The organism is Streptomyces sp. NBC_01439, from assembly GCF_036227605.1.
Classification (GTDB): domain Bacteria; phylum Actinomycetota; class Actinomycetes; order Streptomycetales; family Streptomycetaceae; genus Streptomyces.
On record NZ_CP109487.1, the window covers coordinates 9,025,053 to 9,041,761 of the forward strand.

The 16,709-nt window shown below is 72.9% G+C and carries 20 protein-coding genes; 8 read left to right on the top strand and 12 right to left on the bottom strand.

Annotated features, from left to right (window positions below; all coding sequences use genetic code 11):
* The first annotated feature begins 21 nt into the window (after positions 1-21).
* The 3 genes from OG207_RS41140 to OG207_RS41150 all read left to right on the top strand — a co-directional run bounded on the left by OG207_RS41140 (position 22) and on the right by OG207_RS41150 (position 2,332).
* Positions 22-387 (top strand): hypothetical protein, encoded by a 366-nt coding sequence (locus OG207_RS41140; RefSeq protein ID WP_329106453.1) that lies wholly within the window; start codon positions 22-24, stop codon positions 385-387.
* Between the two features lie 125 nt (positions 388-512).
* Positions 513-1,427, top strand: coding sequence for an AraC family transcriptional regulator (locus OG207_RS41145; RefSeq protein ID WP_329106455.1), 915 nt, complete (start codon positions 513-515; stop codon positions 1,425-1,427).
* 155 nt (positions 1,428-1,582) lie between these two features.
* Positions 1,583-2,332 (top strand): SDR family oxidoreductase, encoded by a 750-nt coding sequence (locus OG207_RS41150; RefSeq protein WP_329106457.1) that lies wholly within the window; start codon positions 1,583-1,585, stop codon positions 2,330-2,332.
* A gap of 51 nt (positions 2,333-2,383) precedes the next feature.
* Here OG207_RS41150 and OG207_RS41155 read toward each other — a convergent pair whose 3' ends face one another.
* The 3 genes from OG207_RS41155 to hemC all read right to left on the bottom strand — a co-directional run bounded on the left by OG207_RS41155 (position 2,384) and on the right by hemC (position 4,701).
* Positions 2,384-2,701 carry a hypothetical protein gene (locus OG207_RS41155; protein WP_327387663.1) on the bottom strand — a complete coding sequence of 106 codons (318 nt, stop codon included), beginning with the start codon at positions 2,699-2,701 and terminating at the stop codon, positions 2,384-2,386.
* 113 nt (positions 2,702-2,814) lie between these two features.
* Positions 2,815-3,378, bottom strand: coding sequence for a hypothetical protein (locus OG207_RS41160; RefSeq protein ID WP_329106460.1), 564 nt, complete (start codon positions 3,376-3,378; stop codon positions 2,815-2,817).
* Between the two features lie 390 nt (positions 3,379-3,768).
* Positions 3,769-4,701 (bottom strand): hydroxymethylbilane synthase, encoded by a 933-nt coding sequence (hemC, locus tag OG207_RS41165; RefSeq protein ID WP_329106463.1) that lies wholly within the window; start codon positions 4,699-4,701, stop codon positions 3,769-3,771.
* A gap of 261 nt (positions 4,702-4,962) precedes the next feature.
* Between hemC and OG207_RS41170 the strand changes: the two genes are divergently transcribed.
* Entirely contained in the window at positions 4,963-6,231 is a 1,269-nt protein-coding gene (locus OG207_RS41170) for a PP2C family protein-serine/threonine phosphatase (RefSeq protein ID WP_329106465.1), read from the top strand.
* 68 nt (positions 6,232-6,299) lie between these two features.
* Positions 6,300-6,908, top strand: a complete 609-nt coding sequence (locus tag OG207_RS41175) for a M15 family metallopeptidase (protein WP_329106466.1) — start codon at positions 6,300-6,302, stop codon at positions 6,906-6,908.
* A gap of 21 nt (positions 6,909-6,929) precedes the next feature.
* Here the strand turns inward: OG207_RS41175 and OG207_RS41180 are convergent, their stop codons facing one another.
* The 6 genes from OG207_RS41180 to OG207_RS41205 form a co-directional block, all read right to left on the bottom strand.
* Positions 6,930-8,153, bottom strand: a complete 1,224-nt coding sequence (locus tag OG207_RS41180) for a cytochrome P450 family protein (protein ID WP_329106468.1) — start codon at positions 8,151-8,153, stop codon at positions 6,930-6,932.
* A 126-nt stretch (positions 8,154-8,279) separates the two neighbouring features.
* Complete coding sequence (locus OG207_RS41185; RefSeq protein WP_329106470.1) at positions 8,280-9,512, bottom strand: FAD-dependent oxidoreductase; 1,233 nt, start codon at positions 9,510-9,512, stop codon at positions 8,280-8,282.
* Between the two features lie 145 nt (positions 9,513-9,657).
* Positions 9,658-10,170, bottom strand: coding sequence for a hypothetical protein (locus OG207_RS41190; protein ID WP_329106472.1), 513 nt, complete (start codon positions 10,168-10,170; stop codon positions 9,658-9,660).
* 121 nt (positions 10,171-10,291) lie between these two features.
* Positions 10,292-11,221: a 2-dehydropantoate 2-reductase gene (locus OG207_RS41195; RefSeq protein WP_329106474.1), complete on the bottom strand. Its 930-nt coding sequence runs from the start codon at positions 11,219-11,221 to the stop codon at positions 10,292-10,294.
* 44 nt (positions 11,222-11,265) lie between these two features.
* A complete protein-coding gene (locus OG207_RS41200) occupies positions 11,266-12,207 on the bottom strand; it encodes a DMT family transporter (RefSeq protein WP_329106476.1) in 942 nt (313 codons plus the stop codon).
* A gap of 70 nt (positions 12,208-12,277) precedes the next feature.
* A complete protein-coding gene (locus OG207_RS41205) occupies positions 12,278-13,015 on the bottom strand; it encodes an ArsR/SmtB family transcription factor (RefSeq protein WP_329106478.1) in 738 nt (245 codons plus the stop codon).
* 134 nt (positions 13,016-13,149) lie between these two features.
* Here OG207_RS41205 and OG207_RS41210 point away from each other — a divergent pair, with 134 nt between their 5' ends.
* Together OG207_RS41210 and OG207_RS41215 are read left to right on the top strand one after the other, a co-directional pair.
* Positions 13,150-14,004: a class I SAM-dependent methyltransferase gene (locus tag OG207_RS41210; RefSeq protein ID WP_329106480.1), complete on the top strand. Its 855-nt coding sequence runs from the start codon at positions 13,150-13,152 to the stop codon at positions 14,002-14,004.
* Between the two features lie 43 nt (positions 14,005-14,047).
* Positions 14,048-14,356 (top strand): hypothetical protein, encoded by a 309-nt coding sequence (locus tag OG207_RS41215; protein ID WP_329106482.1) that lies wholly within the window; start codon positions 14,048-14,050, stop codon positions 14,354-14,356.
* Here the strand turns inward: OG207_RS41215 and OG207_RS41220 are convergent.
* Together OG207_RS41220 and OG207_RS41225 are read right to left on the bottom strand one after the other, a co-directional pair.
* The gene (locus OG207_RS41220) at positions 14,335-15,261 is read right to left on the bottom strand and encodes an oxygenase MpaB family protein (protein WP_329106484.1); all 927 of its coding nucleotides are present in this window, start codon (positions 15,259-15,261) and stop codon (positions 14,335-14,337) included. The genes OG207_RS41215 and OG207_RS41220 overlap by 22 nt on opposite strands.
* A 137-nt stretch (positions 15,262-15,398) precedes the next feature.
* Complete coding sequence (locus tag OG207_RS41225) at positions 15,399-15,758, bottom strand: PRC-barrel domain-containing protein (protein WP_329106486.1); 360 nt, start codon at positions 15,756-15,758, stop codon at positions 15,399-15,401.
* 173 nt (positions 15,759-15,931) lie between these two features.
* Between OG207_RS41225 and OG207_RS41230 the strand changes: the two genes are divergently transcribed.
* Entirely contained in the window at positions 15,932-16,351 is a 420-nt protein-coding gene (locus OG207_RS41230; protein WP_329106487.1) for a hypothetical protein, read from the top strand.
* Between the two features lie 62 nt (positions 16,352-16,413).
* Here the strand turns inward: OG207_RS41230 and OG207_RS41235 are convergent, their stop codons facing one another.
* Entirely contained in the window at positions 16,414-16,599 is a 186-nt protein-coding gene (locus OG207_RS41235; protein ID WP_329106489.1) for a hypothetical protein, read from the bottom strand.
* Positions 16,600-16,709: the final 110 nt, after the last annotated feature.

Below are 16,709 nucleotides of genomic sequence, written 5' to 3' on the forward strand. Positions count from 1 at the left end.
AGACACCCCGTGGAGAAGTGCATGGCAGTGAACCAGAGGCAGCGCCCGGTCCGGCAGCTGCCCGTCGGCTGGGCCCTCACCCTCTCCCTCGACGTCCTGGCCACTGTCCTGGCATCCCTCGTACTGTGCGGTCTCGGCCTCCTGCTGCCCGGGATCGAGGAGGACTACGGTCCCGCCACCGGGCTCACCTCGCCCACGGCTCTCGCCTTCTTCGCGGCCGCCCTCGGGCTGATGGCGTCCCTGGCCGCGACGGCGACACTGCTGTCACGGGCCAGGGCCGAACGGGCCCGACTCCTCCCGCTGTGGCTCTCGGCCGGCCGCCTCGCACTGCTGCTGCTCGCCGCGGCGACCTTCTTCGGGTACGGCATCCTCGTGATCGAGCCGTGAGGCAGGGAGGGAGCTGATCCGTCCGACACCGCCGACCTGCGAGAACGTAGAACGATGCGCGCTGCTGCTTGCACGATCCTCGCGCTCGCGGGATGTACGAGTGCACAGGGTGCTGCAATGGAGGCATGTGCCTGGAAGAGCTCCGCACCCTGCTGGCGCGGCACGCCCGCCCCGACTGGACCACTGCCGTCGACGGCGTCCTGATCTCGAAGGTCGACCAGCCGGATCCGCCCGCGCCCTCCATGTCGGGCACCGTCCTGGCCGTCATCGCCCAGGGCGCCAAACGCATCGCGCTGGGCGAACGGGTCTACGAGTACGGGGCCGGGCAGTACCTGGTGGCATCCGTCGACCTGCCCGTCACCGGGCAGTTCACCCGGGCCGCCCCCGACCGGCCGGCCCTCGGCTTCGGCCTCGTGCTCGAACCGTCCGCCGTCGCCGAACTACTGCTGCAGGCCGGTCCCGGGGACACCCCCCGCACCACCTCGGGCGCCGCGCCGTCGGGCATGGCCGTCAGCGACGCCCCGCCGGCCCTGCTCGACGCGGTGGTCCGGTTGCTGCGCCTGCTCGACGAGCCCCGCGACCGGGCCGTGCTGGCCCCGCTGGTCAAGCGGGAGATCCTCTGGCGTGTGATCACCGGCGAGCAGGGGGCGGCCGTGCGCCAGCTCGGCCTGGCCGACAGCGGCCTCAGCCACGTGTCCCGGGCCGTGCGCTGGATCCGCGAGCACTACGCCGAGCCCTTCCGGGTCGAGGACGTGGCGCGCCTGTCCGGCATGAGCGTCTCCGCGTTCTACCGCCACTTCCAGGCGGTGACCGCGATGAGTCCCATCCAGTTCCAGAAGCAGATCCGGCTCCAGGAGGCCCGGTTGTTGCTCGCCACGCACCCGGGTGACGTCACGGGGGTCGGCCACCGCGTCGGCTACGACAACCCGTCGCAGTTCAGCCGCGAGTACCGCCGGCAGTTCGGCGCACCCCCGAGCCGGGACGCGGCCCGTCTGCGGGACACCGTACGGGCCCCGGCCCCGATCGGGGCCTTGCCCTGATAGAGGCCGTGATCGGGGAGGATCGTGCAAGGGGAGGCGAGGATACGTCTACTGTTCGCGCAGGTCAGAGCGATTCAATGGGATCAGAAGTTCTTCCGGGGAGCAGGAAAATGCCTGTCTGTCCACGAATCTCGACCCATCCCGAGGGGCACACCATGAAGACCGTTCTGATCACCGGCACCTCCTCCGGCTACGGCCGGGAAACCGCCCGCTACTTCCACGAGCAGGGGTGGAACGTCATCGCGACCATGCGGACGCCGCGTGCGGGCGTCCTGCCCGACTCGGACCGGCTCCGCGTCGTCGAGCTCGACGTGACCGACGCCGCGAGCATCAGTGCCGCCCTGGCAGCGGCGGGGCCCGTCGACGTCCTGGTCAACAACGCTGGCGTGCCCTCGATCGGAGTGTTCGAGGACACCCCCATGGCCCGGGTGCGGGAGGTCTTCGAGACCAACACGTTCGGCGTGATGGCGATGACACAGGCCGTACTGCCCCGGTTCCGCGAACGCGGATCCGGCGTGGTCGTCAACGTGACCTCCAGCGTGGTGCTGGGCCACATGCCGCTCTCGGCCGTCTACAAGGCCAGCAAGATGGCCGTAGAAGGGTTCACCGCGTCCCTCGCACTCGAACTCGCGCCCTTCGGCGTACGGGCCAAGACGGTCGAGCCGGGCGCCTGCCTGACGACGAACTTCGGGCGCAGGGCGACGAACGGCGAGTCGCCGGTCGAACTGGTGCCGGAGCCCTACGCGGCCTTCGCGAAGCGGGCCATGGAGGAGTTCATGGGCCAGGACCTCTACACCAGGGAGAGCGACGTCGCCGAGACCGTGTGGCGGGCCGTCCACGACACGACCGGCCAGCTGCGCTTCCCGGCCGGTGCCGACGCGGTCCGGCTCGCCCAGGCGAAGTGACCGGCCCGCCCCCGGCGGCCGGTGACGGCAGCCCCGCCGCGGCGGGGGCGATCAGGGGGCCGGCGCGCGCGGGACCCGGCGGGCCTCCTCCGGCAGGTCCTGAGGGACCGTGGCGGCCCCGTCGGCGCGCACGGCGTCCACCACGGTCTGATGCAGGAGGCGGCTGAACTCCTCGGACTCGCAGCGCACCGGACTGCCGGTCACGGTGAACCAGTCCGATCCGCCGCTGTACTGCACCGCCACATGGGCCTCCGGGTCCGACCAGGTGGTGTGCACGGTCAGGTCGCCCGTGAGGACTCCCGCCTCGTCGGTGCGTACTCCGCCCCGTCCGGCGAAGACTCCTGTCGTCGTCCACGAAGCCCAGGTCATGGCGCATCGCCCCTCACCGCGGAGTGCCTCTGATGCTTCCACGCTACGGCGGCTCCGGGATTCTCGCGTCCCCGCGGCAGCGCGGGACCGCCAAGCGGCCCCGATGGCGGTGATCAGTGGCCTGCGGCGGCCTTGACCAGGGCGACCGCGGTGCCGATGGCCGCGTCCAGGGCGCCGGCCAGCAGGGCCAGGCCCGTGCCGCCACCCATGCGGATGCCGCCGTACCACCCCCAGGTGAACAGTCCGGCGATGCTCACCCCGACCGACACCAGCAGGGCGGTGTCCACCGCCATCAGCCCGAGCGCTGCCGCACCGATCAGGACCAGCGGTCCCGCGGCGGACAGCAGCAGAGGGCTACTGACGGACAGCATGCGGCGCAGCTCGTGACCGGTCGCCAGACGGCCGTGGACGACGCGGTGGGCCTGCTGGTCCGCGACGAGCGCGGCCAGCCAGAGACCCACCGCGGCGGTCACAACGGTCGCGGCGGCTCCGGCGGCGCCGATGTGATCCGAGCCCGCGAGCCCGATCACCACCGAGATCATGACGATGGTCGCGTACAGGCGCTCCTTCAGCCGCGCGGCGGCGAAGTGCGGATCGCGACGGAAGACCTGCTCGTCGTCCGCGCCGGGGCTGGCACCGCCGGGGGACCCGGCCGGGGGCGTCTCGTCAGGGGCCATGCCGCCTACGGTAGGGCCGGCCGGCGATCCCGCCCCGCAGGCGAGCGGACAGCGCGCCGTCCGGACCCGGTCACGTCAGGTACCGGGCCACCGGGCCGCGGCCTTCCGGCGCGGGCTCCCCGGACGTCCTCAACTCGACCTGTGGAGTACCGCCGTGGCGCGGACGGTCCCCTGGCTGGCGTGAGCTGCCCTGGGCCGGGCCGTTTGCGCGGCCATAGCGTGGTGATCGTTCTCGCGGGGTTGCGGACGGCCGGCCCGCCGGCCGGGTGCCCCGGCGAACGCACTGCCCCGGACGGGGGTCTGGGCAGTGCGTGTCACTGACGCGGGCCGGGCCCGGCCGTCGGCCCGCGCCGGGTTCGTCCGGACGCACCGACCCGCACGGGGGTGGGGTCAGTGCGCGATGCTGTCGATCAGTTCTCGGGCACCCTGTCGGAGGAGAGCGACGGCGACGGACGTGCCGAGGGTGGCCGGGTCGAGGCGGCCCGCCCACTCGTGCGCGTTCAGCACCTCCTTGCCGTCCGGCGAGAACACGCAGGCGCGCAGGGAGAGGTCCCCTCCGCGTTCCGCCCGCGCGTACCCCGCGATCGGGCTGTTGCAGTGGCCCTGGAGGACATGGAGGAGCATCCGCTCGGCGACCGTCTCGCGGTGTGTGTCCGGGTGGCCGAGGGCGCTGACGGTGTCGATGAGCTCGGCGTCGTCCTGCCGGCACTGCAGTGCGAGGACGCCGGCGCCGATCGGTGGCATCAGGGTGTCCACCGCAATGATCTCCGTGATGGCGTCCGCGCGGCCGATGCGGTGGAGGCCGGCGACGGCCAGGAGGAGCGCGTCCGCCTCACCGGCGGCGAGCTTCTCCAGGCGCCTGTTGGCGTTCCCGCGCATCGGCACGCATTCCACGTGCGGGTACGCGGCGGCGAGTTGGGCCACCCGGCGCACGGAGGAGGTCCCGATGCGGGTGCCGGGCGGGAGCCGGTCGAGGGTGAGCCCCTGCGGGTGGATCAGGGCGTCGCGGATGTCGTCGCGTTCCAGGAACGCGGCGAAGACGGTTCCGGCGGGCAGCGGACGGTCGGCCGGGACGTCCTTGACGCAGTGCACGGCGAGGTCGGCCTCACCGGCGAGGATCGCGGCATCGACCTCCTTGGTGAACGCGCCCTTCCCCTCGACCTGTGAGAGGTCTCCCATCCACTTGTCGCCGGTGGTCTTCACCGGCAGGACGGTGGTCCTGACCCCCGGGTGGAGTGCGGCGAGCTCGGCGCGGACGCGCTCCACCTGGGCGAGGGCCATCGGCGAATCGCGGGAGACGATGCGGATCAGATCAGCGGGCATGCGGGCACGATACGCCCTCGGGCCCGGCCGGCGGGCATCGGCGCCGAGGTCCATCGGCCGTGCGGGGTAAGCAAGTTGGCTGCCTCGGGAACATGTTCGAGGAGCCCGGTGCGCCACGCCTCGTCCCTGCGGAGCGGGCGGCCCGCGGAGTCGAACTACCCCGCCCCGTGAGCTCGGGGGCCCGCGGGGCGCGGCGTGCGCGCCTGTGACCGGTACTCCTGCTGGAATGGCTGCTTCGGCGGTCCGTGGCGAGGAGGTCCGTTGCCGGAGCGTGGCGGGAAGCGGGCCCGGTCCGCGGGTGGGCCCGAGGGGTTGTGGGCACGTGTCCGGGCGGCCGAAGCCGCCGTCGGACAGATCGGTACGACCCTCGATGCGGTGATCACCTGCCAGGAACTGGCCGGTTTCCTGTCCCGGAACGTCTGCGACGCGGTCGCCGTGGACCTCCTGGCGCAGGACGGTGGTTCCCACCGCGCGGCGACTGCGGGAGCCGTCGGGCTGTTGACGGCGAACATCGACGCACCGCCCTCGGTACGGGCGTCGGACGGCGGACACCCGCTCTCCGAGTGGGCGACGGTCGCCGACGGCGTTCCGGTCCACGTCCTCTCCGTCCCGCTGCCGGACCGGGAACGGGTTCACGGAATGCTGACCGCCGTACGGGCCCGGGCGGGGTTCGGCGACCACGAGGCGGCGACCGTCCACTTCGCGGCCCGGCTGGCGGCGGTGCACCTGGGGCACGCGCGGCAGTTGGCCGCCACCGAGGACACCGTCTCGCACCTCCAGCGGGCGCTGGTGTCGGAACCGGGTCGCCCGCACCCCAACCTGGAGGTGGCCAGCCGTTATCTGCCGGCCGGTTCCCGGGCGCTGGTGGGAGGCGACTGGTTCGAGACGATCCGCCTCCACTACGGCCGTACCCTGCTCGTCGTCGGCGACGTGATGGGCCACGGGCTCGATGCGGCCGTGGACATGAACGCGTACCGCTCCACCCTGCGCGACGTGGCGTCGACGGACCTCGCCCCGCACCGCGTCCTGCGCCAGCTCGACGTCCTGGCCGCCGGCGACGCGGCCCGCAGGCCGGCGACCTGCCTGCTCGTGCGCGTCGATCCCGCGCGCGGTGTGGCGATGTTCGCCAGTGCCGGCCACCTGCCGCCGGCGGTCTTCGGGGCGGACGGCTCGGCCTCGCTGGTCGACGTCCCGGTCGGCCCGCCGCTGGGCACCGGCATCGGCGGCTACGAAGCCGTCACGCGCGCGATCACACCCCAGGAGACCCTGCTGATGTTCACCGACGGGCTGGTGGAGCGGCGGGGCGAGGACATCGACGTCTCGCTGGCCCGGCTGGTGGGAGTGCGGCCTCCGGTGGGGGCGGGAGCCAACGCGGTGGTGGACGCCGTCGTGCAGGGCCTCGACGCCCAGCACGCGCAGGACGACGTCGCCGTCCTCGCCGCCCGGGCCCGTCCCCGTCCGCCCGCGGACCCCGGGGCCGTCCCCTCCGGCATGCCCGGAGGGCCGGGCCGACCTACGGTGGAACGGTGAGCCATCGCCTCGCCTGCGTGGCCCTGACCGGCACTCTGTGCGCGACGGCTTTGTCTTGCACAGGGGCAATGCCCGAGGCGCGCTTCCAGGCCGCGCGCCAGCCCGTGGTGAAGACGCTGTCCGCGCACGTCACCACCGTCCCCCCGGAGAAGCTGGCCGCCACCCACCACCCCGGTTGCCCCGTGCCACCGGAGCGGCTGCGGCTCGTCCGGATGAACCACTGGGGCTTCGACGGTACGGTGCACCGGGGCGAACTCGTGGTCCACGAGGACGTGGTCGCCCCCGTGTTGCGGGCCTTCGGGAAGGCCTTCGCCGCCCGCTTCCCGATCCGCCGGATGCGGGTGATGGCCGAGTACGGCGGCAGCGACGCCGCAGCGATGGCCGACGACAACACCTCCGCCTTCAACTGCCGGCAGGTCACCGGAGACCCGAGCCGCAGGTCCCGGCACTCCTGGGGCGACGCCATCGACATCAACCCGGTCGAGAACCCCTACGTCGACGTCCGGGGCACGTGCCATCCCCCGAGCGGCCGCACCCATCTCGACCGCGGCCGCGCCGGCCCCGGGACGATCACCCCCGACGGGGTCGTGGCCCGGGCCTTCCGGGAGATCGGCTGGTACTGGGGCGGCCGCTGGAGCCCTCCGGACTACCAGCACTTCTCCGAGGACGGCGGTTGAACCGGCCGGGGGGCGCAGGCCTCAGCCGCCCGGGGTGAAGGTCACCGGCAGGCTCTCGGGTCCGCGCAGCCCGCCGGGGCGCCGGCGGATCCCGTCGGCGTCCGCATCGAGGGCCAGCCCGGAGAGCCTGCGCAGGACCGTTCCGATGGCGATCTGACCCTCCAGCCGGGCCAGCGGAGCCCCGAGGCAGTAGTGGATGCCATGCCCGAACGCGAGGTGGGCGTTGTCCTGCCGGGTGATGTCGAGGCGGTCGGGATCGGGGAACCGCTCCGGGTCGCGGTCGGCGACGGCCGAGCCGATCAGGACGGTCGCGCCGCGCGGGACGGCCACCCCGGCGATCTCGACGTCCTCGCGCGCGAACCGCGCGATGCCGGGGCTGACCGGGCCGTCGTAGCGGAGGAACTCCTCGATCGCGCCCGGCAACAGTCCGGGGTCGCGGCGCAGCAGCTCGAGCTGGTCCGGGTGCGCCAGTAGCGTGGCGATGCCCGTGCCGATCAGGTTGACCGTGGTGATGTAACCGGCGACGAGCAGCAGGAACACCATGGCGATCAACTCGGCCTCGCTCAGCCGCTGCTGCGCATCGCGGGCGGTGATGAGGCCGCTGAGCAGGTCGTCGCCGGGTTGCGCCCGTTTGGCGTGGACGAGCCCCGTCAGGTAGGCGCGCATGTGCTGCCACGCCTCGTTCACCACGGCAGGATCGGGCGGCTCCGCGCCCCGCCTGAGCATCCGGTCGGCCCAGTGCTGGAAGTCGTGGCGGTCGTCCACCGGAATCCCGAGGAGCTCGCTGATCACCGTGACCGGGAGCGGCAGCGCGAAGTCCGCCACCAGGTCGGCGCGACCGGCCGGGACGACCGCGTCCAGCAGGCCGTCGGTGATGGCCTGGATGCGTGGCCGCATCTGAGCGACGCGGCGGGCGGTGAACGCCTTGGACACCAGGTGGCGCAGGCGGGTGTGGTCGGGCGGGTCGCTGCGGAGCATGTTGCTCAGCATCGAATCGCGTTCCGTATCGGGCAGTTGCCGCAGGATCCGGCTGTCCGAGGCATCGCGGACGTCGCTGCTGAGGCGGGAGTCGGACAGGGCCGCGAGACCGTCCTCGTAGCGGGTGACGAGCCAGGCGTCCAGTCCGCCCGCGACGATGACGCGGCGCACGGGGCCGTCCTCGCGCAGTTGCCGGTACAAGGGGAACGGATCCGCGACGAAGGCGGGGTCGGCGTAGGGCAGAAGGGTCGGCTGCTGCTCACTCATGGGGCCTCCCGGAGCGTGTCGTCCTCGCTGTGAAGAGCGAGGTTATCCGCCTGAACCTCCTGGTACGTCGCTTTTCGGTCTCCGGCGAGCTCGGGCCGAGACGGGTCGGGGCCGACCGGGACGAGGTCAGCGGAGTGATTCCCCCGGGGGCCGCTCGCGCAGGGCTCCGTAGGCGAGGAAGTAGGCCGGCAGCCGGTTCAGCCGGCGCGAGTCGGTGAGGAGCTCGGTCAGCCGCTTCGCCCGCCGGGGATCTCCGAACGCCGCACGGCCCGCCAGCAGCGGCCCGATGACCTTCGCGTGCGCGAGGCGCTGGAGCCCCTGGGTCGCGATGGTGGTGGGCAACCGCCGCCACTGCACGCGGCGTACGTCCCGCAGCCCCACCGAGCCCCCGCGCAACGGGCCCACGAGGTGGCGTGCAGCAGCCACCGCGTCCTGCACGGCGAGGTTGATCCCGATGCCGAACACCGGCGACATGGCATGGGCGGCATCGCCGATGCACAACAGCCCTGGGCGGTGCCAGCGGCGCAGCCGGTCGAGCCGTACGTCGAGCAGCTTGACCTCGTCCCAGGAAGTGACGGCACGGGCCCGGTCGGCAAGCCAGGGGACGGCCTCCGTGAACTGCGCCATGAACGACGCCAGGCCCTCGGCGCGGCGCCCGGCGTCGGACCCCTTGGGGATGAGCGCCGCACACTGCCAGTAGTCGCCGCGGTCGATGAGGGCGACGAACAGCCTGTCCCCGAGGCCGCCGACCAGCCCGCTGGGGTCCTCCTCGTGGCGCGGCACCCGGAACCACCAGGCGTCCATGGGGCACGGAAAGTCCTCCAGCCCCAGCTCGGGCAGGGCTCTGGCCAGCGAACCGCGGCCGTCGCAGGCCACGGTCAGCGAGGCCCTGAGCTCGCCGGTGCCGCCGTCCGAGGTCCGGTACCGCACGCCCATGACCCTTCCGCGCTCGATCAGGAAGGAGGTCGCCTCGGTGTTCATGCGCAAGTGGAAGGAGGGCTCCCGGCCCGCTTCCTCGGCGAGCAGGTCGAGCAGGTCCCACTGCGGCACCATCGCGATGTAGTTGTACTTCCCCCGCAGCGCCCCGATGTCCCCGACCGTGACGAGGGACCGGTCCGGCCCGATGGGCAACTGCACCGTGCTGACCCGTCGCTGCGGCAGCCGGGCGAAGCGTTCCGCCAGGCCGATGTCGTCCAGCAGCGACAGGGTGGACGGGTGCACGGTGTCGCCGCGGAAGTCGCGCAGGAAGTCGCCGTGCTTCTCGAGCACGGTCACCTCCACCCCGGCCCGGGCCAGCAACAGGGCCAGCACCATCCCGGCGGGCCCTCCTCCCACCACACAGCAGGTGGTCCGTTCCACGCGACCCACTCCCTCCGCCGGCATCAGGTCACCCCCGGAGGACATATACCGCACCCGGGGCGCCGTCGGCGACAACGGCGAGGGCGAGGACGAGGGGAGACGACTACAACGGCTGCTCCGGTGCGCTGCCGGGGGCGGACCGGGCTCAGTAGCGCAGGGCCGTACCGGTCTCGGCCTTGACCGTGCCGGACAGTTTGTGCGTACTGCGGGCCGTTCCCTGCCCCGTGCCCTTCCCGGCGACGTCCGTGATCGTCACGACCACGGTGTCGACGAGATTGCCGCTCTCGTCCTTGAACTCGACCTGCACGGCGAAGGACTTCGTCGCGTCGTCGGTGTTCCGTGCCGTCACGGGGGCCGTCGCGTACCCGTCGCCGTCGGTGGTCACCGCACCCAAGGAAACCTCGTCCTTCGCGTCGACCCCGTCCTTCACCTCGCCGAGCTTGCCCTTCGCGACGGCAGCCGCCGATTCGGCGGCCTTCGAGGCCTCGGCGGCGGCCGACGAGACCGCCTCGCCGGCGGACTTCACCGCCGACGCGGCGCTCGACACGGCGCCGGCCGGGTTGCCGTCACCGTCCGAACAGCCTGCGGCGCCGAGCGCCACCACCGACAGCGCCACCGCACCTGCCGCACCACGCATCCACGCGACCGTCGCCACCATGCCTCCACGGGTGTTCCGGACCTCCGGACCTCCCAGTCAAAGGGCCCGGCGGCCCGGATGCCCCATGGGCGCGGCATCCGGGTGACCGCGGACGGACAGGGCCGCGAGGGCCTCAAGGGCGTCAAGGGCGTCCTGCGGCGAGGCGGTGTTCGTGGACGCGCAGCTGGAGGGCGGCGAGGTCCAGCAGGGGAGTGGCCACGCCCAGCGCGCGGGCGCGGAGGGTGAGGTCGGTCAGGACGTGGTCGGCCTCCGTCGGCGCCCCGGCGACGAGGTCGCGGTACAGGGACGGGGTGAGCGGGGAGCCGGGGCTCGTGACGGTCGACATGGTGAAGGCGAGCTCCGCCCCGGTCACCGGGTGGCCCGCGGCCTCCGCCACCGCCGCGGTTTCGGAGACCAGTGCCGCGGCCAGGTCCGCGCCGCCCGGAACGGCGTTCACCTCTCCGACCGTGCCGCGCATCAGGCAGGTCAGGGCGACGAGCGTGGAGATGAAGACCCACTTGTGCCACATGGCCGCGACGATGTCCTCGGTGGCCGGCGAGTCGATGCCGGCCTCGGCCAGTGCGTCGCGGATCGCGTCCACCCGGGCCGACGGGCGCGCGTCGAGTTCGCCGGTCAGGATGACCGCGGGCGGAGCCATACGGAGGATGTCGCCGTCGTCGTTCAAGGTGGTGACCACCTTCGCGACGCCGCCCAGGACCGCCGTGGCCCCCAGGCGCGCGACGAGCACCTGGAGGTGGGCGACCCCGTTGAGCAGGGGGACGACGGCGGTGTCCGGGCCCACGGCGGGTTCGATGTCCGCCAGGGCCGTGTGCAGGGCGGTCGCCTTCACCGAGAGCAGGACGAGATCGTACGGTCCGCCCACGGCGCCGGCCGTCACCAGCTTCGGCGCGAGGTGGAGTTCCTCACCCTGTCCCGCCACGCGCAGGCCGCGGGCTTCCAGGGCCTTCGCCCGACCCGGTCGGACCAGGAAGGAGACGTCCTGGCCCGCCGTGGCGAGCCGGGCGCCGAAGAACCCGCCGACGGCGCCGGCGCCGACCGTGAGGATCCGCATCAAGGGGTTCCTTTCGAGGGAAGGGGAGCAGGAGACGGGGGCGGTCAGGTCCGACCCGCACCGAGCGGGCTGTCCTCGACGGGAGTCCGCGGGGCGCGCGGCGCGTACCGGGAGACGGCTACGCCGGCCAGGCAGAGGACTCCGCCGAGGAGGGTCAGCCAGGCCGGTACCTCACCCAGGAGGGCCCAGCTCAGCAACACGACGATGGCGGGGACGGCGTACGTGGTCGCCCCCAGCTTGCCGGCGGGCATGCGGGCGAGGGCGTAGGTCCACGTGGTGAAGGCGAGGGCGGTGGGCACCACACCCAGATAGACCATGTTCAAGGTCGCGGACACCGGCGCCCCGGGCACCTCCGCGAGCAGTCGGCCCGTGAAGGGCAGGCAGGCGACGGTTCCCGTCAGGCAGGCGAAGGTGGTGACCTGTAGGGGAGTACCGGAGGAGAGCGCGGGCTTCTGGGCGATGACGCCGGAGGCATAGGCCACTGCCGCGAGGAGGCAGAGCACGACCCCGAGCAGCGAGGTGGAGCCGCCGTCCCCGGACGACATGGACAGGCCCACGACCACGGCTCCGGCGAAGGAGACGGCCATGCCCACCAGGAGCCGCGGGGGCAGCGCCTCACCGAGGATGCGGGCCGCGAGGAGCGCCATGAGGATGGGCCCGGTGTTCACGAGCAGCGATGCCGTGCCCGCGTCGACCAGGCGTTCGCCCCAGTTCAAGGCGATCGTGTAACCACAGAACCACACCACGCCCGACACCAAGATCCCGCGCCAGGCCTCGCGCGGCGGTAGGCCCTGGCGGCTGATCAGGAGCAGCACCACGAGCACCAGCGAGGCGGCCAGCAGTCGGCCGAGCGCCAGGGCGCCGGGCGAGTACGCGGCCCCCGCACTGCGGATGGAGACGAAGGCGGAGGCCCAGGCGAACACCGTGAAGGTGACGGCGCCGACCGTGAGGGCGCCGGGCGGGATCGAGCTCGAGCGGAACGTCATGAGCCCACCCTACGACCGCAACATTTCGGTGTCGACCGAATTGATGCCCGCTCCTATGGGGAGGTGGGGATCAGCTCCACGCCTCCGGTGTGAGTCCCAGTAGATCGCTGAAGGCCCGCTCCCCAGCATCGGTCACCTCCAACGCCCGGCCGCCGCCCGCCGGGCGGACCACCCAATCCTCCTGCGAGGCCCGCGCGCACAGCCGCGCCCCGGCGAGGCCGCCCAGGTGGCGGCGCCGCTCCGTCCAGTCCAGGCAGGAACTCGCCAGCGGCCTGCGTCCCTCACCGGCCAGACTGATGCCCGCTTCGGCGCACCATGCCCGGCCGGCCTCCGTCAGTTCGAACACGTCCTGCGTGCGCAGCAGCCCGTGCCGCTCCATCGCGTCGGTCACCGCCATGCCGAGCCGCCCGGCGAAGTGGTCGTAGCAGGTCCGGGCGCGGGCCAGCGGGTCCGGCGCGGCCACCACGGGCACGGCGTGCGCCGCGTCCCGGTCCGGAATGGCGTGCGAGGCGAGCTCGTCGAGCAGGCGGGCGGTCGCGCCGTCGGCGATGCGCGCGTAGCTGTGGCGGCCCTGCCGCTCGGTCACGCAGATGCCCGCGTCGAGCAGCCGGGTCAGGTGGCCGCTGATGGTGGAGGGTGCCACCGCGGTGATCCGGGCCAACTCGCCCGCGGTCCAGGCGCGCCCCTCCAGCAGCGTCATGCAGATCGCGGCCCGCGTCTCGTCGGCCAGGGCGGCGGCGAAGGCGGCCAGCAGGGCCGCGGGGGCCGCTGAGCCCGCGGACGTCGATCCGGGATGGGTCTCGTTCATACGTCCAGGATGCCCCATGATTTCGGTAAACAGCGAATGATCCGTGGCGGCCCGAGGTCCACTGTCGCGACCGGGGCTCGCCCGCCACACTGGGGGCCGCGGGGCACGACGCCCCGTCACGAGGAGGTGGTCGGATGGTGTTGTTGGATGGCCCCAAGGAGCAGCCGTCCCCGGAGCAGCCGTCCCCGGTCGTACGGCCCGAGGTGTGGGAGACGTACGGGCCGGCCGATCTCAGTGCCGTTCCGGTCTTCGCCGGAGGGTTTATCAACTTCGGCTACTGGAAGGCCGTCGATCTCGGGCGGTCCCTGTCGCAGGGCGACCGGATCCGCAGCGAGCAGGACCTCTACCGGCACGTACTGGATGCGGTGGCCCCTGAAGGCGGCCGGGCCGTCGAGGTCGGCTGCGGGCTCGGCCTCGGGTGTGCCCTCACGCTGGAGGAGTACGGGCCCACAGCCGTTACCGGGGTGGACATCCACCCCCAGCAGCTCCAGCGAGCCCGTGAAGCCAACTCCCCGCTCCTCGCGGCACGGCCGCACCGGATCGGCTTCGTGCTCGGGGCCGCGGAGGACCTGCCGCTCGGCGACGCGGAGTTCGATTGCCTCTACAGCGTGGAGGCGGCCCAGCACTTCTCGGACCTGAGCGCGTTCGCTCGGGAGGCGGCGAGAGTGCTGCGCCCGGGCGGCCGGGTGGCGGTCACCAGCTTCTTCACCGTGGAGGGAGCGCGGGAGCCCGCGGAGCGGCTCGCGGGGTTGCTCGACTCGTTCGCCAGCGGCCTGGACATCGCGCGACCGGTGAACCGGCTCGCTGATGCCCTCGGCGAAGCAGGCTTCGCCGACGTGCGGGTCTCCTCGATCGGCCCGCAGGTCTGGCCCGGCTGGGACCGCTGGCTGTCCCGCCTCTGGGCGCCGGGGACTTGGCCACGGAACTTCCTGGCCGCCTGGGAACAGCGGATCCTGGACTACTACCTCGTGACCGCCACCCGCCCGTAGCCGGGACGATTCCGGTGTCAGTGGCCCCGCCTATTCTTCCGGCATGTCAGTGAACATCGATCTTGCTTTCACCGTCACCCGGGTCGCCGACGAGTCGCAGGCCTGGGCGATCGTCCGCGCCCTGCAAGAGCTGATGTACGAGGAGGACATAGCGAACCAGGTCACCATCGGCGTGGCGGTGGACGACGCCGGCGCGCACTTCGTCTCCGGGGACTCCGACTTTCCGCTCGGCATCTCCCGCTTCTACCTGTGGCAACCGCACTTCGAGGGGGCCTTCGCGGCGACGGTCGCCGCAGTGGCGGCGGGAGCCGAGCCGGAGGTCCGTTGGGGCTACCCGGACGAGGAGTACTGAGAGGTCCGCCCCCAGCCGGGCGGGGCGGGCGGGGCGGGCGGGGGAGCCGGCTGTAGCGCCCAGCGGATGGCGCGGGTCACGGCCCGGCCGCCCGCGCGAGCGGCGAGGGGCGGCATCCGGGCGGCCGCGGGCAGTTCGGCCGCCACGGCCGACTTCGCCCAGGGTGGCAGCAGGTCCACGGCCGCCGCCGCCAGCAGGGCGTACGGCAACCGGGCGGCCCCCGGCAGCGGGGGATCGGTCAGCAGGAACCGGGCGGTGTCCCGGGAGGCCGCCGTCGGCCTCAGGTCGGGCCGGTACCGCGCCATCCGCAGAGCCAGCTCGTGCTGGCTCTCCGGCGGCCGGTCCGCGCCCAGCGCGCGGGCCACACGGGCCGTGTCGGCGAGGTACGCGTCGCAGCCCGCGGGATCCAACGGGTTCCTGCCGTACCGCTGGTGGGCCCGCAGGAAGCAGTCCGCTTCGGCGATGTGCACCCAGGTCAGCAGTTCCGGATCGTCGGCCCGGTACGGGATGCCGTCGGCCGTTCGACCCCGGATGCGCGCGTGCACCTCCCGTACGCGGGCCACCGCTGCCTCGGCATCGGAGCTCGTACCGAAGGTGGTGACGGCCAGGAAGGTGCTGGTGCGGTGCAGCCGCCCCCACGGGTCGCCCCGGTACCCCGAGTGCGCTGCCACGGCGGCCATCGCGAGGGGGTGCAGGGATTGGAGCAGCAGGGCGGCCAGCCCGCCGACGAACATCGACGCGTCCCCGTGGACCCGCCGCACCGGCCGTTCCGGTGCGAACCACCGGGGTCCGGGGGTCGTGTGGATCCGTGCCCTGTTCCGGGGCCCGTCCGGCCCGGCGACGCGCAGGAAGACCGCCTCGCCGGCGTGCCGCCTGATCCGCTGGACCGTCGTCGCCCTTGCCATATGCCCAGTATGTGCCGGGTCCGGTCCCGGACCACTTCCGGACCACTTCAGAAGCGTGCCGCACCGGGGGCGCCGGGGGCGCCGGGCCGCGCGTACGGGCCGGCGCCTCCGTGACCGGTGTGCCTCCCGGCCGTGGATCACAGCCAGCGCGGCGGGATGATGCCGTAGTAACCGCCCAGCAGCTGCCGGTAGTCAGTGCTCTCCAGGTGCTCGTCCCGGATGAACGCCGGTGCGTCCTTGACCTGTTCCTTGGTCAGCCCGACGCGGATCCGCTTCTCCTCCACGTCGATCCCGGTGACGGTGCCCGCGGGGAGGAGGACCTCCTTGCCGAAGATCCACGGGCCGGTGTCCACCACCAGATAGGCCGATCCCACCTCGTCGGAGTGCTTGTCGACCTTTCCGATGCTGCCGTCGGCCGCCTCCACCTTGTAGCCGTACAGGTCCACGTCCGTGATGCGGTCAACGGTGACGCGATAGGCCCAGACGTTCTCAGACATGAGCGGAACAGCTCCCTCGATCGATCCGTGTCGTCACGGCGCGCCTGCCCGGTGCGGGCGCAGTTACACGTCCGCCCCCGATCCGAGCTGACGGCCCGTGAGGCGGGGGCGGAGCGGGGCCTGGCGGGGGCGAACTCCGGCGCCGGCCCGGGGCTCGGGGCTACGCTCCGCAGATGGAACGCGCCGAGGTACTCAAGCGAGTGATCGCCATCCTCACCGACGCCCAGGACATCCGCCGGGCCGCCGAGGCGGGGGAGAGCGACGAGAACGGCGAGAACGGCGAGGCCGGGGGAATCGGGGGGATCGGGGAAGGAGGCGCCGGGTCGCCGCCGACGGCCGGTGTGGCCACTCTGCTCCTGAACGAGATGCTGCCGTCGATCAGGGTGCCGGCCGACGCGTCCCCGCAGCAGGTGGCCGCCCTGGTGGCGGAGGCGCTCGGGCCGGCCCTGCACACCATGGTCTCGGGCTTCAGCCTGGCGTTCACCAGCCTCGCGATGGTGCACGACAGCGGGCGGACGGACATCTCCTCGATCGGGGTGCTCCAGGAGCTCGCCCTGGAGATCGAGGCAGGGACCTACGACGAGGGCCCGTAGGCCCCCGTCGCCGCTCCCTGCCCCGCGGCCGTCGGGCCGTTCCGCCGTCCGGCCCGGCGACGTTACTCCGCGTCGTCGTCGCTCGTACGGGTCGTCTTGCGCTCCTGCCGCCGCCTCAGTTCCTCGGGGCTCTTGCCTTCGACCCGCTTGCTGGCCTCGGGGTGCACCGGGTCCGGACCGGGGTGCTCCTGAGCCTGCTCCGCACGCCCCTCTCCCGACTTCTTGCGCTTGTCCTCCGTACCCTCCATGGCCTTCTCTCCCTCGTACTCGTGGATCTTGCTGACCGGGGCTGCCCCGGATGCCCACCTCCTGCCCGCGAACGGCCGGGTCGCCCTCCTCGTGCGGCCCATCTTCGGTC

Coding starts and splice junctions, on each gene's coding strand:
- OG207_RS41140 (WP_329106453.1), top strand. CDS start 22: ATGGCAGTGAACCAGAGGCAGCGCCCGGTCCGGCAGCTGCCCGTCGGC.
- OG207_RS41145 (WP_329106455.1), top strand. CDS start 513: ATGTGCCTGGAAGAGCTCCGCACCCTGCTGGCGCGGCACGCCCGCCCC.
- OG207_RS41150 (WP_329106457.1), top strand. CDS start 1,583: ATGAAGACCGTTCTGATCACCGGCACCTCCTCCGGCTACGGCCGGGAA.
- OG207_RS41155 (WP_327387663.1), bottom strand. CDS start 2,701: ATGACCTGGGCTTCGTGGACGACGACAGGAGTCTTCGCCGGACGGGGC.
- OG207_RS41160 (WP_329106460.1), bottom strand. CDS start 3,378: ATGGCCCCTGACGAGACGCCCCCGGCCGGGTCCCCCGGCGGTGCCAGC.
- hemC (WP_329106463.1), bottom strand. CDS start 4,701: ATGCCCGCTGATCTGATCCGCATCGTCTCCCGCGATTCGCCGATGGCC.
- OG207_RS41175 (WP_329106466.1), top strand. CDS start 6,300: ATGCCCGAGGCGCGCTTCCAGGCCGCGCGCCAGCCCGTGGTGAAGACG.
- OG207_RS41180 (WP_329106468.1), bottom strand. CDS start 8,153: ATGAGTGAGCAGCAGCCGACCCTTCTGCCCTACGCCGACCCCGCCTTC.
- OG207_RS41190 (WP_329106472.1), bottom strand. CDS start 10,170: ATGGTGGCGACGGTCGCGTGGATGCGTGGTGCGGCAGGTGCGGTGGCG.
- OG207_RS41195 (WP_329106474.1), bottom strand. CDS start 11,221: ATGCGGATCCTCACGGTCGGCGCCGGCGCCGTCGGCGGGTTCTTCGGC.
- OG207_RS41200 (WP_329106476.1), bottom strand. CDS start 12,207: ATGACGTTCCGCTCGAGCTCGATCCCGCCCGGCGCCCTCACGGTCGGC.
- OG207_RS41205 (WP_329106478.1), bottom strand. CDS start 13,015: ATGAACGAGACCCATCCCGGATCGACGTCCGCGGGCTCAGCGGCCCCC.
- OG207_RS41210 (WP_329106480.1), top strand. CDS start 13,150: ATGGTGTTGTTGGATGGCCCCAAGGAGCAGCCGTCCCCGGAGCAGCCG.
- OG207_RS41215 (WP_329106482.1), top strand. CDS start 14,048: ATGTCAGTGAACATCGATCTTGCTTTCACCGTCACCCGGGTCGCCGAC.
- OG207_RS41220 (WP_329106484.1), bottom strand. CDS start 15,261: ATGGCAAGGGCGACGACGGTCCAGCGGATCAGGCGGCACGCCGGCGAG.
- OG207_RS41225 (WP_329106486.1), bottom strand. CDS start 15,758: ATGTCTGAGAACGTCTGGGCCTATCGCGTCACCGTTGACCGCATCACG.
- OG207_RS41230 (WP_329106487.1), top strand. CDS start 15,932: ATGGAACGCGCCGAGGTACTCAAGCGAGTGATCGCCATCCTCACCGAC.
- OG207_RS41235 (WP_329106489.1), bottom strand. CDS start 16,599: ATGGAGGGTACGGAGGACAAGCGCAAGAAGTCGGGAGAGGGGCGTGCG.